Genomic DNA, 14,496 nt, shown 5'->3' with positions numbered 1-14,496 from the left:
AGGCAACCCGAAAGGAATTTCGCATGCGGATGTTGGTTGGTCGTATCTGCGCAGCAGTTGTCGCAACGCTCGGTTTCGCAGGGGCGGTGACGGCACATCATGGGGTCACAGGTCAATACGATGCCGCTACGCCGATCGTACTGGCCGGCACCGTGGCCGCCGCGACGTTCGCTCCGCCGCATCCGGTGCTTTCAGTCCGGGTCGATCAGGTCGAGCTGGCGGCCGGCGCGATCGGCCGGCCGGACGAATATTTTGGCGCACCCGTCGTGCGACCGGAAGACGTCGGCGAACTGCGCGAGGTCGAACTGTCGCCGGCCCGCATGTATTATAACCTTGCCGAGCGGTTAAGCGTCGGCGACAGGGTCCTGCTCGTCGCGCTGCGGAACTGCCTTCCACCGCACCAATTGCGCAGCACCTGGCTTCAGCTTGAGGATGGCACGATCCTTTCTTACGAGAGCGACTGGGCGCCTACCGTCGACGGCTGCGATTGATGGCCCTTCTCCAATGGATCGAAGGATTGCATGTCGTTCGTTTGATCGCGACCGTGCCGGCAATTTACCCGACCATCTCGGCCCTTCATATCCTGGGTGTCGGCATCCTCCTCGGCTCCATCGTCCCGGTGGACCTCAGGCTGCTGCGCGCTGCCGATTCGAAGCTTGATGCTGCAATTCCAGCTCTCATCCGACTTTCGTTGGCGGGATTTGTCATCGCCGCAACCGCCGGCATCCTGCTCGCCTCCGTGCGGATAAGCGACTATACGCAGAACCCGGCATTTCTCGCCAAGATGGCCATTGTGTTGACCGCCGGAGCGAATGCGTTCGTCCTGCACCTGTCGGCGCGCCGAGGCAAACTCGTCAGCCTGGCTAACCTGCCGAAAGGCCGCGCCGCCGCCTTTCTGTCGCTCATTCTGTGGCTGGGTGCCCTCTTTGCGGGCAGGTGGATCGCCTTCGTATGATCTCCGTGCAGCAGCCCAAGAGTCCGGGCGGATCGGAGCCCAATTATCAACACAAGGAATCCAGCAGTACCGTCAAATGCACTCGCAAAGAACGGTCTCCCGGGGGGCAAGCCTTTTCTCCTGGCCGGCAAGACGCCTGGAACGCACTCCTCGCAAGGAGGGCCTCTCGGTCATGTCGGGCGCGATGGACCGTTCGGCCGTTCGCTCGCTGCGCTGAACCTCTGATGCCGCCTGCGGCATCCGGCGTGGGAAGGCGCCGGGTCCGCCTTGCCCCGACCCGCTTTGCGGACCGGGCAAGGGGACGGCCGGTACCGATTCGGAAAATGCTTTGGCGTCATGCGGGATGACGGTCTGTTCGGCGCACGAGCAGTCCGTCGACACTCCAAATACCCGGGCCGGCCGCGGCGATGTAAAGGAAAAGGAAACTGTACAGAACAGAGGGTTCGCCATTGTTCAGCACCGGGAAGAAGCTCTCCGAGGCGTGCGCTATGAAATAGGCGAAAGCCATCAGGCCCGAGAGGATGAAGGCTACCGGACGCGTCATCAGCCCCGCCATGAGCAACAAGCCTCCGACGACTTCCATCAAACCGGCAATGTAGATCAAGCCGGACATCTGATACGGGAACAGCGCCGGCCAGGAGAAGATCTTCATCGTTCCGTGCGTAAAGAATGATCCGGCCGCGACAATGCGCAGCAGGCTGAGAAGATGCGGCGCAAAGGCGGCGCCGGGTAGGGACTGATACATGTTTTGATTCCAATCCTTCTTAAGCATGGACGGCAAGATCTTGTCGATGCGAAGGAGTATAGTTCTCAGGTCTGCGCTGGATTTGCCCGACATGTGTCGAAATGTATCATTTTGTAGCCGGTCAAGAGGCAACCGCCGGCCCGAGGGTTCCGGCGCCGCGTCCAAACTTGGCGCCTTTGTGCGGAAGCACCTTACTCGCTGTGGCTTGCCGCGGTGGCTGACTCGAGATGCTTCTTCAGCTCCACCAGTCGCAGGTCGTCACGCAGAGGAGTTCCGACGCTGGGATCGTCATAGGGGAACGGCTCTACGATCCCAGTCCTGACGTAGCCGCCCCGCTCGTACCATTCGATCAGCGCCTCGCGTTGCTGGATTACGGATATCCTTATCGTATGGCCGCCCGCGTCACGGACATAGGCTTCGGCATTTGCCATAATGGCCCGGCCGGCGCCCACTTTCTGCACGGTCGGATCGACCGCGAGCATGGAAAGATACCAAGATGATCCGCTCGAAGCATCTGGCTCGGGCGGACGCAACGCGACACACCCCGAAACCGCCCCGGATATCTCGTCCCGCGTGACCAGCACCAAGGTGCCGCCCTCTTCGGTCATCGAATGCAGGGAGGCTACGTCGACACGGGGACCGGTGAGCAGTGCCGACTCGTTCGTCCAGCCGGGTGTCTTGGAGATACCTCTGTAGGCGTCGTTCACCAGCTGCACGACGCTCTCGAAATCTGCCCTTTCAGCAAGCTGCATAGGCCGTTCTCCTTCTTAAAGATCATCGACGGGTAGGTCTGCGTTGAAAGCGGTCAAGCCCGCAAGGGGCGGAACTGATGGCAAACGTCGGGTGTCCGGTTCTCTAGAGTTCCTCCGCATCGGGAACTTCCCGCACACCGACCCGCCGGCCAGTCTCGACCTTTCCCGTCGAGGCTCTTGGGGACGTTTGCTTCGAATTTCGCCGTGAGTCCGGTCGCCGATCTCGAGAGCAAGCTCCTTCGCGCACCGGCATCACGTCTCACGAAGGGCACGCCAATGGCTCGTGTTCGGCCCCTACACCGCGGCGACGAACCTCTCCTTGCAGCCTTGGTCGTCTGCGGGTGAAGAGCCCGACCGGGATGGGTCGCTCCAGTCGAAAGAATATATGAGCTGGGAGATCCGCGAAAAGCGCACAGTCGGATCGCTCACATCCCAGCAGCATATTCTCCATAAGTCGGGCCAGGGCTTGTTCGTCGCTTTGTCAAAACTTTGGCGGACTTGCGTCGGTCGGGGGAGCGAAGACAACAAGTCCGCCGCCGCCGCGGATTGCCACGGCGACATCCGGAATGCGGGCAGAAAGCCGCCCGCTTGTAGATGTGATGGTGCGTGCGCGGCAGCGAACTCTACGGCGCGCCGCCGCCTTCTGCGATACAGCATGATCGATGTTCTGGCGTTGGCTGTTGTAACGCATTCGAGCCTTTGATTGAGGGAGGCATAAAGAGGACCCGGTTTCCAGAAACCCGTGGCAGGTGGTCCCCGCAGTTCCGACTGTCTTCGACTATGAGCTCTGGTAAGCCCCCGCAAAGATGCGTGCCGGCAGCTGGCGGGTGGCTGTTGGCGCAGACTATTATCATAGTTCGGCAGTTTGAGTGTGACACTCCGATGTCAGAATGTTTCAAAATGTGTCAATGAACGCCTCGACTGTAACGCGACGCAGTTCGCGGCCCCAGCGGCCGTAACTTGAGCGCGGAACGAATGCCAGAACACACAAACACTGCGGTTCCGTTCATCGATGATGTCGGTTTTACCAGTCGCCGCCGGCGTCAAGCCGGCGAGAAGGTAGCTTGCAGGCTTGAGAGGTGACAGGAACCCGGAAAGCGGAGTCGTGGGATTCGTGGACGATCACGAAGAAAACGCGGACTAGGCAGCATAGTGTGTCGGATAGCGGGGCTCTAGTGTGAGGCTATAGGCGGCCGCATTCGAGGGATGCGGCAGATACATCGCTGTTCAGACTCGCGTCAGATGAGGAACCGCTATCCATGACGACATTCACGATAAACGGCCGTGCCGTTACCGTCGAGGCCGCGCCCGACACGCCGCTCCTTTGGGTCATTCGAGAGCACCTCAAACTGACGGGCACGAAGTTTGGCTGCGGCATCGCGCAGTGCGGGGCCTGTACTGTGCACGTCGACGGTGCGCCGACGCGCGCCTGCGTGACCTGGTTGGAGGATGTCGCCAACCGGGAAGTCACGACCATAGAGGGGCTCTCACCGAACGCCGATCACCCGCTGCAGAAGGCCTGGATTGACGAGCAGGTTCCGCAATGCGGGTACTGCCAGTCCGGTCAGATCATGCAGGCCGCCGCGTTGCTGGCGAGCAATCCCGCCCCGACGCGCGAAGAGATCGTCGAGCACATGGACGGCAATATCTGCCGCTGCGGAACGTACGTGCGAATCGTCAGTGCCATCCAACGCGCGGCGCGGGAGGCCTGAGTCATGAGCGAAACAATAACAGGCCGCAGTCACGCGCTGTCTCGGCGCAGCTTTCTCGTAACGGCCGGCAGCCTCGGCATCGTCGTCTCCTTCGGGGGGCTGCCCGACCTTGTCCACGGCGCGGCCTTGGCGCCCGCCGCCGAGGGTAGTTTCCGTCCTAACGTCTGGATCACGATCGCAGCGGACGGCACGATCAGCATCATTGCGCCGGCCGTGGAGATGGGACAAGGCATCACCACGACGTTGCCGCTGCTCGTCGCCGAGGAACTGGATGCGGATTGGAGCCGTGTGCGGGTCGTACAGGCCCCTTCCGACGCGGAGCTCTACGGCAATCCTGGCTTCTACGGGATTCAGCTCACCGGTGGCAGCGAGTCGACACGAGGCTATAACGCGCTGCTGCGCCTGACCGGTGCCCAGACCCGCCTGACCCTTTTGGCTGCTGCGGCGGGCATTATGAACGTGCCCGTGAGCGAACTCACGACCGAGCCCAGCAGAGTGGTGCACGCATCCTCAGGCCGGGCGCTTGACTACGGTGAGATTGCCGCCCGGGCTGTCCTTCCGGATCCGTTGCCGCAGGCGACAGAGGCTGACCTGAAGCCAAGCGACAAGTGGCGCTATATCGGAAGTCGGTCAATCCCGCGGGTTGACGTGCCTTCGAAGACAAACGGAACCGCAGTCTACGGCATCGACGTTCAGCTTCCGGACATGCTGTACGGAGCGGTGCTGCGAGCGCCGGTCCAGGACGAGCGGCCGGAAGCGATCGACGACGCCGAAGCGCGGGTCGTGCCGGGCGTTACACAGATCGTTCCACTGGCCTATGGCGTCGGCATCATCGGTGAGACGGTCGAGGCGACCAGGCGCGCGAAAGAGCTTCTCAAAGTGACCTGGAGCACGACGTCTCGGGTTCGCAACTACACGAGCGAGAGGCTACTCGACGAATACCGCGCCGTTGGCCGCGACCTCACGCAGCAAGGTGTTACCGCGTATACCCATGGGGACGCCGAGGCGGCGATCGCCGGCGCTGCGACGGTGATAGAAGTCGACTACATGAGCGACCACGTTGCCCATGCCACGATGGAGCCGATGAACGCCACCGCGCTCGTGACCGGTGACCGCGTCGAGATTTGGGCGCCGACCCAGGGGCCGACCGGCACGCAGGGCTTCGCCGCGGACATCGTGGGCACCACGCCCGACAAGGTGAAGGTCAACACGACCCTGCTTGGCGGTGGTTTCGGACGCAAGGCAGAGGCTGATTTCATTGTCGATGCGGTGTCTCTGGCCAAGGCGGTGGAGGGGCGGCCGGTCAAGGTCATCTGGAGCCGTGAAGACGACGTCCGGCACGACAAGTTCCGGCCGCTCGAGGCGCAGCATGTGAAGGTCGGGCTTGATGCCGAGGGGAATATCGTCGGCTGGCGTCATCGCGTCGTGGCGGACTCGATCTTTGCACGGACCTTGCCGCCGGTTTTCGAGGAGGCGGGCGGTCATGACGACGTCGTAACCGAGGGTGCGAAGTTCAATTACACCGTGCCGGCCCACCAGATAGAGTACCTGCGTCAGGACAACGGTCTCGACATCGGATTCTGGTTCGCGGTAGGGGTCGGCTATACGCGGTTCGCAATCGAATGTCTTGTCGACGAGATCGCCGCCGCGAGGGGGGTCGATCCCGTGGCATTGCGGCTCGAGCTCCTGAAGGACCAGCCGCGCGCACGAAAGGTGATCGAGACCGTGGCCCGCATGGCGGAATGGGATCGGGCGCGCAACGGCCGGGGGATCGGCATGGCCTACTCGGACGCCTTCGGCTCCCATTGCGCCCAGGTCGCCGAGGTCTCGCTCAACCGCGACACTGGCGAGATCCGCGTGCACAAGGTGTGGTGCGCCATCGATCCCGGTGTGGCGATCCAGCCCCTGCATATCGAGGCCATGATGATTACTGGTATCACCGGCGGCACCGGCCATGCGCTGTTTGAGCAGATCAATGTCGTTGACGGCGAGGTGCAGGAGTCGAATTTCGACACGTACCGGGTCATCCGCATGTCCGAGGCGCCGGAAATCGAGGTCTCCGTGGTCCCGACCCCCGGAAGCCCGTTCGGCGGCATCGGCCAGGCAGGTCTCCCGCCCGTCGGCCCGGCGATTGCCAATGCCGTCGCTCGACTTACCGGCGGCGTTCGGCTGCGGCACTACCCGTTCCTGCCGGATCGGGTGCTGGCGGCCCTCATCAGCTGATCCGGGCCGATAATCCGCGCGTCGGGGGTTCGCGTCCCTCCTCCGATACCAATGATAACAAGGTCTTGGCGTCCTCGCGCCAAGGCCTTGTTTTGCGATGGGAGGCGCTGATGTCAGGCCGAGATCCCCTAATCCAATCGGGAACAGCCCCAGCGCTCGAAGTGGCGAAAGTGGCCCGTTCCGAGCGAGAGCCGGAATTGTGAGGCAGACGGCTCTTCGACACCCGGGCGGAGAAAGCGCCAGCGGATGTACTCCCTCGTCAATGCGCCGGTGTGCTTTGAACATCCCACCGGCCTCGTTATTGGCCGCTGCCTGGCGTTGCCGGGAGGCATGTGAGCGGGCGTGAGCCGAGCGGTCCAAATTTGGCCCTCGTCTCGATGCGCCGCGACAGGGTTCACTGGCGCGTGACCTTGGCCGTGAGAAGGAGGGATGTCGATGCTGCGATCCTTTGCCGGGCTATTGGGAGGCTTTGGTTTTCTTGCCGTGGCAGGCTCGGCGCAGGGGGGCGTGATCACTTACGACGAGGCGGTGGATGGCGATCTCTTGCCATCGCCTTCTGCAAGCTCCCCTGTATTCGCGCTCGGGATCGGCACTAATACCTTCAGCGGCGAAATCACCTTCGCGTTCACCTTGCCCGACGTGGGCGATGATGACTCCTTTGTCTTCAGTGTTCCGGCTGGAGCGCAGCTTTTAAGCATCTCGCTCGATATCACGCTGCTGCCTCAAGGCGCCGGCCGCTTCAATCAGGCGACTTTCGCTCTCCAGGACGACACTTTTCAGGACCTGCGCTTCCAAAACGTCTTTATTCCGTCGAACGATGTGCCGATGTTCGTCGCCAACCTTCCGCTGGGTTCGGGACTGTATGCCATCGACGACCCGGGCAAAGGCGGCGGCGTCGCTTTCGGTCAGTTCAGAACGGCCGCTTACACCTTCTCCCTCGAAGTCGCCCAGGTCATCCCGGAACCCTCGGGCATCATCCTCTTTGGCACTGGGCTGGCAGGGCTGGCGGCCTTGGGCTGGAGACGGCAGAAGGCGTGGCAGGGGCCGATGCGACTCTGCAGGCGGCCAGGCAGAGTCTCGCTGGGGCACTCCCAGCAAGCCCGAGCACTTACGCAGTTAGCTGGGTCCTCGTCCATGAGGTTCGGTTAGCGTCACCGCGCGCCGGGGTCCAGTTCTCGCCCGTTTGTAGGGACGGGCCGGGGGCGATGCTGGCGCTGGCGCCCTCCGCCTGAAGTTTCTTGCCACCATCCTTGGTTCTGCTGCGTTGGCCTCCAAGGGGCATAGTCTGGGCAGACATGGATAACGGCAGCTTCTTCGATTTCTCTCCCTACCACGTGCTGATGGCGACGATCGGTGCGGCGATCTTCGTCGCGCACTGGTTTCCGCGTCTGGCGTTCCCGCGTGCCGCCTCGTCCTCAGCGCTTCTGATGATCGCCGGGCTCGTCACCTACACGGTCGTCCCGGGCATGGATGCGTTGGACCCCGCCAACTCGCCACGCCTGTGGGAGATGTTGAGCGAGGTCGTGGTGATCGTCGTGCTGTTCGCCACGGGGCTGCGCATCGACGACATCGGGAGCTATCGCCGGTGGCAGCCGACCGTGCGCCTGCTGCTGATCGCCATGCCGCTCACCGTGGCCGCGGTCGGCGGCCTCGCCTGGGGGCTGGCCGGCATGACGGTGGCCGGTGCGGTGATGTTGGGCGCGGTGCTGGCACCGACCGATCCGGTCCTGGCCGGCGACGTCCAGGTCGGACCACCGCAAGAGGGCAATGAACACCCCGTGCGCTTTACGCTCACCGCGGAGGCCGGGCTGAATGACGGCCTCGCCTTTCCTTTTGTCTATCTGGGGTTGCTCATCGCCGCGCTTGGCCCCGACCCCTCGGCCTGGCTAGGCGAGTGGCTGCTGCGCGACGTGCTGTACCGAATCGTGGTGGGCGCGGCGGTGGGTGCGGCAGTCGGCTGGCTGCTGGGCCGCAGCCTGTTCGCCACCTGGAGCGCCGGTGCCATCGAGAAAAGCGGACCTGGCGTGATCGCCTTGGGCGCGGTCTTTCTGTGCTACGGCATCGTGGAGCTGGCGGAGGGCTACGGCTTCATCGGCGCCTTCGTCGCCGGCCTCGTCTGCCGGCGGGTCCGGCAGGAGCATCATTTCCACCAGCGCCTTCATGCCTTCAGTGAGGCGATCGAGCACGCGCTGACCGCCATCCTGCTGTTTCTCGTCGGCAGCACTTTGCCAACTCAGTGGGGTGCGCTTGACTGGCGCCATTCCGTGATCGGCTTTAGTCTTCTGCTCGTCATCCGTCCACTCGTCAGCTGGTTGTCTTTGAAGGGCACCGATCTCGTTTCGCGCGACCGCTGGATCGTCTGCTTCTTCGGCGTTCGTGGTATCGGTTCGATCTATTACATTGCCTATGCCACCGGCCACGTCGAATTCATCAACGAGCGACCGCTGTGGGCGCTCGTCGCCTACACCGTGTTCGCCTCCACCGTTATCCACGGGACAACCAGCTTCCTGGTCGACCGCTTCGCATCAAAGCGCGGGACGATGTGAGTGCCGCCACATCCTCTAGTTGGGGCGGGAGCGTCAACTTCTTCCCCCTTCAGGACTTGTCGTCTCTCAATCGCTGGTAAGGTGGGGGAGATGGCCAGCACCGCTTTCAGTATAGGAGGGGGGCCGTCCGTCGGCGAATCAGTGAAGGTGGCAGAAGGCAATCGTCGCCGCGGCGAAGCGACGCTCGCTTCTGACAAGTCGGCCGAGTTTTTTCTTTTAATCACCGGGGCTTCGCAAAAGCGAAAAGCGGCCTATACTATGCGCTTCGGGGATAGGGAGACGCATCCGAAAGGACAGTGGATGTCCAGGAATGCGAAAGCGTACTGCGCCGCGTTGGCAGTCTTGATTGCCTTTCCGCTTCTACTCAGCCTGTGGAGCGGAAGCGTGGCGTTGCTGGCGATTTTGATTATCGGCATGGGCGCCTATGCGCTTGGCGTGTGCTTCTTGGCTGTTGCCTTCTGGTATCGCTACCGCAACGGAACCTGGCCGGTCGAACTGCCGGAGGAGCCGCGGGATCCGCAGTACCAGTCGTGGGAGGAGGCGCGGTAAATCCGCTCCGGCGGACCCTCCGCCCGGCGCCGCCTGCGGCCATGCGGCTGCTTTGCCTGGCGATGCGGCGCAGGGCTGTAGCGACCGGCTGAGTGTGAACGGCGCATGAAACAAGGCCCTGGTGCGGCGATACCAGGGCCTTGTCCCGTTCTGGAAGAGCCGTTCCCTCGTTGCGCGGCGGCTACATCGCCGGCTGCCAGTCCTTCAGGGTGTCGTACTTCATCTGCCGCTTCTCCTCGTCCGGGGCGCCCCAGTTGAAGCCGAAGGAAGCGCCTTCCCAGGAGCCGTAGCTGGGATTGGGCAGCATGATCCACTCGCGGCCCCAGCGCGCGGCGTTGTCCCGGTAGAGCTTCAGGCGCTCGGCCTCTGAGACCTCAACGCCGTCCACGAAGTCGCCGAGGTTGTCGCCGATCGAAAGCACGATCCGGTACTTCTCGGCGATCGCGGCGCGGCGCGTGCCTTTCTCGGAGGTCCATGCCTCCTTCTCGCCGCGCAGCAGCACCCTGTCCTCGCCGGCATCCCGGCCCTCGACCGGATAGCCGAGGGCGGCCAGGTTCGCCCGCGTGGCCGCTTCTTCCGGACCCTTGCGGTTGGAGACGTAGAACACCGCGACCTCGTTGGCGACGGCGTAGCGGATGAACTCCAGGCTGCCCGGGATGGGGTCCGAGACCTCGGCGCCGACGAAGGCCGCCCAGGTCTTGGAGCCGTAGTGCTCGCCGTTCTCGACGATCCAGGCCTGGTATTCGGAGTTGTCCAGCACGGTCTCGTCGACGTCGAGGATCACCGCCGCCGGCTTCTGCTCATAGCCGCTGCCCTGCTCCGGGGCCGCGGTCCAGGTCGGGTCGGCCAGGGCCTGGTTGAGGCGCAGCATCGCCAGGGCGTAGAGCGCCTGGGTGCTGGCCTTGTACTCGACCGACTGCTGCATCCAGTAGGCGGCATTGGTGCCGTCGTTGGCGGCCGGTGCCGGGGCGGCACTCTGGGCCATGGCCGCCCCGGCCGAGAGGGCGCCGGCCAGCACGAGGCCCAGGGTGACGCCGGTTTTGGGGGCAATGCCGCTCTGGAGGGCAACGCCGGGCCCGGCCAGCGGGCGGCTGCTGATTCCTGTTTGCATGTTTCGAGGATCCCTATCCGTTGTTTGCCCGCGGCGCTGTCCGCCGCGCCGGCTTTTGCGGATTTTGCCCCAGCGGGCGGCCGCCGCCAAGCGGCCCCCTTCCAATGCGCAACGGCAGAGGTGCCGGCCGAGCGGGCCATCCCAGCCGGTTTGCCAAGCGGCTCTAGAATTGGAATTCCGCGCGCGGCAGCTTGTTGTCCTCGATGCTGTAGGCGGTGCGGCACTCGGGGATCTGGCTGGGATCGATGCCGTATTTGGCCTGGAGGTACTTGCGTACGGCGGCCCCACGTTCGGTCGCCAGGGCCAGCAGGGCTTCGACCTCCGCGTCGCTGGGCTTGGCGATCGGCTGTGATTCCGGGGCGGGCGCGATCCCTTTGTCCGGCGGTGCGAGCGCCGCCGCGGCGTCCTCGCTTGCGGCGCCGCTATCTGGCGCCGGCAGAGGCTCCTCCAGCGGGTCGCCCCGCAGCGCCACCAGGTCGGCGCGGCCAGCGCGCCCGCAGGTGCGGATGCTGATGCCCGGCTTGCTGGCGAAGAGTCCGCCCATCTGGTCGGCGACGCTCTTGCCGTCCTCGGTAAGTTCCGCAGTGCCGGGTATGAAGGGTGCGGGCTGCATCTCGAAGGTATTGCCGTCGGACCCGAACCAGTTGGTTGGGAAGACCGATGCCATCGCACCGGAGATCGCCTTGCTGATCGCTTCACTGTAGTCGACCTGCGGTTCAGCGACGGTTCCGCTTAGCGGCAGGCCGAAGGCGATTACGCCTTTGTCATCCTTCAGAATGCTGACTGCGAAGCCGACCGGCAGGCCGATGTCGGCTTTGATTTCCTCGGCGGTCTGTTCGGAGATGGGCGTCACGAAAAGATCGTCTATGCGAAGATCGATCGCACCACCCAGGTCGCCTTCGGCGGCGTTGGCATCAATCGCAGCGGTGAGTTCGCCGCTTTCGATGTTCACGCCGGTCATCTTTGCCGCATAGGGCGAGAGTATGGCCAAGAGCAGACCGTCGATCTGGGAGGACAGCTCGAAGTCGGGCTTCGTCTTCAGCGGCGCCCCCCAACCCTGCAGCTGCACCTTCGATGTTTCGTTCACGGCAAGCGCCAGGACGATGTCGGTGCGGGTCTCCGGCGCGGCGGTATCGAAGGGACCGGCCTTCAGTTCCTCCAGCATGATGTTCGCCTGCAGCGGCGGCTCGACACTGCGGTCGGTGATCTCGATCGTCGAACCCGCTGCCAGCGTCAGCGTGCCCAGCTTGAACTGCATGTCGAAGCCGGCGGGCGCGGCGTCGTCCGGCGCCGTCGCCGCCTGCGCAGAGTCGGTTTGGGCCGCCGTGGTCTCGCTTGAGGCGGTCGCGCTTTCGGCCATGCCCGGCAGGGGCAGGGCGAGCTTCGCGGTCAGCTCGCCGAGCGCGATCTGTTCGACCGCCGCACCCTCGGCAGAGTTGCCGCTGAGGCCGGTGATCGAGAGGCCGGCGAGGTCGACGCTCTGCGGTGTCTCACCGCCGGTGTGCGCCGCGATGCCGGTCACCTCCACCGCGCCCTCGGCGCGCACGGCGCCGTCCGCGAAAGCGAGCTCGGTGAGCGGCGCCTGCAGTGTCGCCACCGACGCCTCCGCCATTTCGCCACCGGGCAGCGGCAGACGCGCCGCGAGGCCCGCGAGGCGGGTCTCGGTGGCGAGGGTGACGCCGGGCGCCGCAGTGTCGAAGCCGGAGGCCTTCAGTCCGGCCAGCTCGTTCTCGAGGGAGTCGATCGACAGCGAGAACGCTTCAGGGGCGGCGCCGGCTGAGAGCGTGACGCCGGACAGCTGCGTGGCGAGGCCGCCCTCGACCGTCGCCTGTTTGTTCAAGGGGGCGACCCTCACGTCCTGCAGGTCGCTGCGTGTGCTCGCAAGCGAGAAGGAGAGCGGGGCGTTCCCACCGCGATCCACCGACAATCCGGTCAGTTCCAGGCTGCCGGCGACCCGGGCCGCTTCGCCCTGCTTGCCGGTCAGCGTGAAGGTCGGGAGGTCGAGCGCCAAGCTGTCGCCGGTCAGCGTGACAGCGCCGGCATCGCCCGGCAGGGTCGCCGCCAGACCCTTGAGGCCGACGGTCAGCGGCCCGCCGGCCTCTTCGTCGCTCGGCGTCTCGCCGATGCGGAAGCGGTCGGTGGTGAGGGAGAAACTGTCGAGGTCGAGCGCGGTACCCTGGTCGTCCTTGGCCGCGAGCCCCTGGAGCGCGACGGCGAAGTCGAAGTTCAGCGCCGTCTCCTCCGGCGTCAGGTCGAAATCGATGGCGCGAGAATTGGCGCGGAATTCGGCGAGGTTCATCTCGGCCCGGCCGTTCTCCACCGCCAGGCGCAGGCCCGAGATCACGGTGTCGAGGGAGCCGTTGGCAACCCAGCCGGTGTCGAGCGCCTGGCTCGCCACCTCGCCCAGATGGACGCTGACCTGATCGAAGCTGAGTTCCTGCCCGGGTACGCCATCACGGGCGGCGACGCGCAGCAGACCGTCTTTGAGGGTGAGGGTCGGTTCGCCATCGGCCGAGAGGTGGTGCCGCAGGGCGTCTTCGCCCAGCTGCCGCGCCCAGCCGATCAGCAACTGAACGATGCTGGATGCCGGCCCACCGCCCGGCGCCGCTTCCTGGCGGGTTTCGCTCGTCGTGCCTTGGCGCAGCTGGGCGCCCTTCTCGAAGTCCAGGCTGTCGACGGCGAGGTCCACTGCACCGATCTCCAAAGCATCGCCGGTGGCGGTGGCAAAGGTCAGTTTGCCGCCGGTCAGCCTGAACTGCCCGGTTGCCGTGGCGCTGCTGTCCGGCTGCAGCTGTTGGCGCAGGTCGACCTTCAGGGTGGCGTCGTCAAGGGTGACGGTCTCGCCGGTTTCCGTGGCGATATCGAAGTCTTTGAGATGGTAGGTTCCGTCTACCGTCCCTTCCAGGCGGCCGTCGCCGAAGATTGAGTAGTCGTAACGCACTTCCGTCACGACGGTGCCGTTCTGCCGCGCGAGGCCTGTCGGCCCGATGAAGCGCGCGATGCGGTCCAGCGTGATTCCCTCCGCGCGCGTGCTCAGTGTGGCGACCAGAGGATCGCCGAGGGGAATGATGGTGCCGTCGAGGGTAAGGTCGATGTCGTTCAGGCGGCCCTGCAGTGCGAAGGTCGTCGGTTCGTCGGGCGTCCAGCTGCGCAGTCTTTCCAGAGTCATGCGCTGAAGGTCGATGGTCAGCGTGCCGCCGCTGAGATCTTCGAAGACAAGGCGGCTATCGGAGAACTCAAAATTGTCGCCGCCGAAGCCAAAGTCCGATCCGCCTTCGGTTTCCTCTTCGCGCTCCGCTGAGATTGTTTCCTCTTCTTCCCCATTGGCAGCGGCGAGGTCGCGCAGGTTGATTCCGTTGATCTCGATAGCGCCGTCCTCCAGCCGCGTGATGTAAAGGTCGACGCCCTTCAGAAAGAAGGTGCGCACGAAGGCACGGCCTTCGAAGAGCTGCTTGAAGCTATAGTCGAAGCCGGTCTCGCCGAGTTGACCCTGCTGCGCCTCGCCCGCGTGGAAGGTCACCGGACCGGCGCGCACTTCGCTGTTCCAGAGGTCGATATCGACCGTGTCGATGCCGTCGTGCTGGATACCCAGTTCTTCCAACTGGGATTCGATGACGTAGCGCGCCAGCGGGGTGGGCAGCACGAAGACCACCAGGACGAAAAGGACAACGGCAATGCCGGTGCCGATGCCCGCACGGATCGCCAGTCGCCGCCGCCGGGCGTGGGGGGAGGAGGCTGCGCTTGCCGGCTTGCTGCGGCCCGTCGCCGTGTCCGTCTTGTCCGACTTGTCAGTCAAGGCGCTGGTCCTCCCTGATCTTCCGCCCTTCGGCCGCCGTCCTGACGGGCCGCTACCGCGTTTGATCAGAGCCTAGCGCAAAACCTCAGGCGGAGTGGACTCGCAAT

General features: G+C 64.5%; 11 protein-coding genes. 7 read left to right on the top strand and 4 right to left on the bottom strand.

What is annotated here, in order from left to right:
- Positions 1–23: 23 nt before the first annotated feature.
- The gene (locus tag WDC82_RS10445; protein WP_340117243.1) at positions 24–491 is read left to right on the top strand and encodes a hypothetical protein; all 468 of its coding nucleotides are present in this window, start codon (positions 24–26) and stop codon (positions 489–491) included.
- Positions 491–955 carry a DUF2214 domain-containing protein gene (locus WDC82_RS10440; protein WP_340117242.1) on the top strand — a complete coding sequence of 155 codons (465 nt, stop codon included), beginning with the start codon at positions 491–493 and terminating at the stop codon, positions 953–955. Before WDC82_RS10445 ends, WDC82_RS10440 begins: the two co-directional genes overlap by 1 nt.
- Positions 956–1,289: 334 nt before the next feature.
- Here the strand turns inward: WDC82_RS10440 and WDC82_RS10435 are convergent, their stop codons facing one another.
- Positions 1,290–1,727, bottom strand: coding sequence for a DoxX family protein (locus WDC82_RS10435; protein WP_340117241.1), 438 nt, complete (start codon positions 1,725–1,727; stop codon positions 1,290–1,292).
- A gap of 164 nt (positions 1,728–1,891) precedes the next feature.
- A complete protein-coding gene (locus WDC82_RS10430; protein ID WP_340117240.1) occupies positions 1,892–2,452 on the bottom strand; it encodes a GNAT family N-acetyltransferase in 561 nt (186 codons plus the stop codon).
- 1,259 nt (positions 2,453–3,711) lie between these two features.
- Between WDC82_RS10430 and WDC82_RS10425 the strand changes: the two genes are divergently transcribed.
- From WDC82_RS10425 to WDC82_RS10405, 5 genes are all read left to right on the top strand, one after another.
- Positions 3,712–4,164, top strand: coding sequence for a (2Fe-2S)-binding protein (locus tag WDC82_RS10425; protein ID WP_340117239.1), 453 nt, complete (start codon positions 3,712–3,714; stop codon positions 4,162–4,164).
- A gap of 3 nt (positions 4,165–4,167) precedes the next feature.
- Complete coding sequence (locus WDC82_RS10420; protein ID WP_340117237.1) at positions 4,168–6,387, top strand: molybdopterin cofactor-binding domain-containing protein; 2,220 nt, start codon at positions 4,168–4,170, stop codon at positions 6,385–6,387.
- Positions 6,388–6,822: 435 nt separating this feature from the next.
- Positions 6,823–7,536, top strand: coding sequence for a PEP-CTERM sorting domain-containing protein (locus WDC82_RS10415; protein ID WP_340117236.1), 714 nt, complete (start codon positions 6,823–6,825; stop codon positions 7,534–7,536).
- Between the two features lie 146 nt (positions 7,537–7,682).
- Positions 7,683–8,933 carry a cation:proton antiporter gene (locus WDC82_RS10410; RefSeq protein WP_340117235.1) on the top strand — a complete coding sequence of 417 codons (1,251 nt, stop codon included), beginning with the start codon at positions 7,683–7,685 and terminating at the stop codon, positions 8,931–8,933.
- A gap of 90 nt (positions 8,934–9,023) precedes the next feature.
- On the top strand, positions 9,024–9,482 hold the full coding sequence (locus WDC82_RS10405; protein WP_340117234.1) for a hypothetical protein: 459 nt from the start codon (positions 9,024–9,026) through the stop codon (positions 9,480–9,482).
- Between the two features lie 181 nt (positions 9,483–9,663).
- Here the strand turns inward: WDC82_RS10405 and WDC82_RS10400 are convergent, their stop codons facing one another.
- Positions 9,664–10,593, bottom strand: coding sequence for an HAD family acid phosphatase (locus WDC82_RS10400; protein WP_340117233.1), 930 nt, complete (start codon positions 10,591–10,593; stop codon positions 9,664–9,666).
- Between the two features lie 163 nt (positions 10,594–10,756).
- Positions 10,757–14,389, bottom strand: a complete 3,633-nt coding sequence (locus WDC82_RS10395; protein WP_340117232.1) for a DUF748 domain-containing protein — start codon at positions 14,387–14,389, stop codon at positions 10,757–10,759.
- Positions 14,390–14,496: the final 107 nt, after the last annotated feature.

The organism is Pelagibius sp. 7325, from assembly GCF_037652055.1.
In the GTDB taxonomy this organism is placed as follows: domain Bacteria; phylum Pseudomonadota; class Alphaproteobacteria; order Kiloniellales; family Kiloniellaceae; genus Pelagibius.
The sequence above is the reverse complement of the archived record's forward strand: the minus strand, read 5'-3'. Positions and strand labels throughout refer to the sequence as shown.

Excerpts from the sequence above, each read along its gene's own strand:
- WDC82_RS10445 (WP_340117243.1), top strand. The coding sequence starts at position 24 with ATGCGGATGTTGGTTGGTCGTATCTGCGCAGCAGTTGTCGCAACGCTC.
- WDC82_RS10440 (WP_340117242.1), top strand. The coding sequence starts at position 491 with ATGGCCCTTCTCCAATGGATCGAAGGATTGCATGTCGTTCGTTTGATC.
- WDC82_RS10435 (WP_340117241.1), bottom strand. The coding sequence starts at position 1,727 with ATGCTTAAGAAGGATTGGAATCAAAACATGTATCAGTCCCTACCCGGC.
- WDC82_RS10430 (WP_340117240.1), bottom strand. The coding sequence starts at position 2,452 with ATGCAGCTTGCTGAAAGGGCAGATTTCGAGAGCGTCGTGCAGCTGGTG.
- WDC82_RS10425 (WP_340117239.1), top strand. The coding sequence starts at position 3,712 with ATGACGACATTCACGATAAACGGCCGTGCCGTTACCGTCGAGGCCGCG.
- WDC82_RS10420 (WP_340117237.1), top strand. The coding sequence starts at position 4,168 with ATGAGCGAAACAATAACAGGCCGCAGTCACGCGCTGTCTCGGCGCAGC.
- WDC82_RS10415 (WP_340117236.1), top strand. The coding sequence starts at position 6,823 with ATGCTGCGATCCTTTGCCGGGCTATTGGGAGGCTTTGGTTTTCTTGCC.
- WDC82_RS10410 (WP_340117235.1), top strand. The coding sequence starts at position 7,683 with ATGGATAACGGCAGCTTCTTCGATTTCTCTCCCTACCACGTGCTGATG.
- WDC82_RS10405 (WP_340117234.1), top strand. The coding sequence starts at position 9,024 with ATGGCCAGCACCGCTTTCAGTATAGGAGGGGGGCCGTCCGTCGGCGAA.
- WDC82_RS10400 (WP_340117233.1), bottom strand. The coding sequence starts at position 10,593 with ATGCAAACAGGAATCAGCAGCCGCCCGCTGGCCGGGCCCGGCGTTGCC.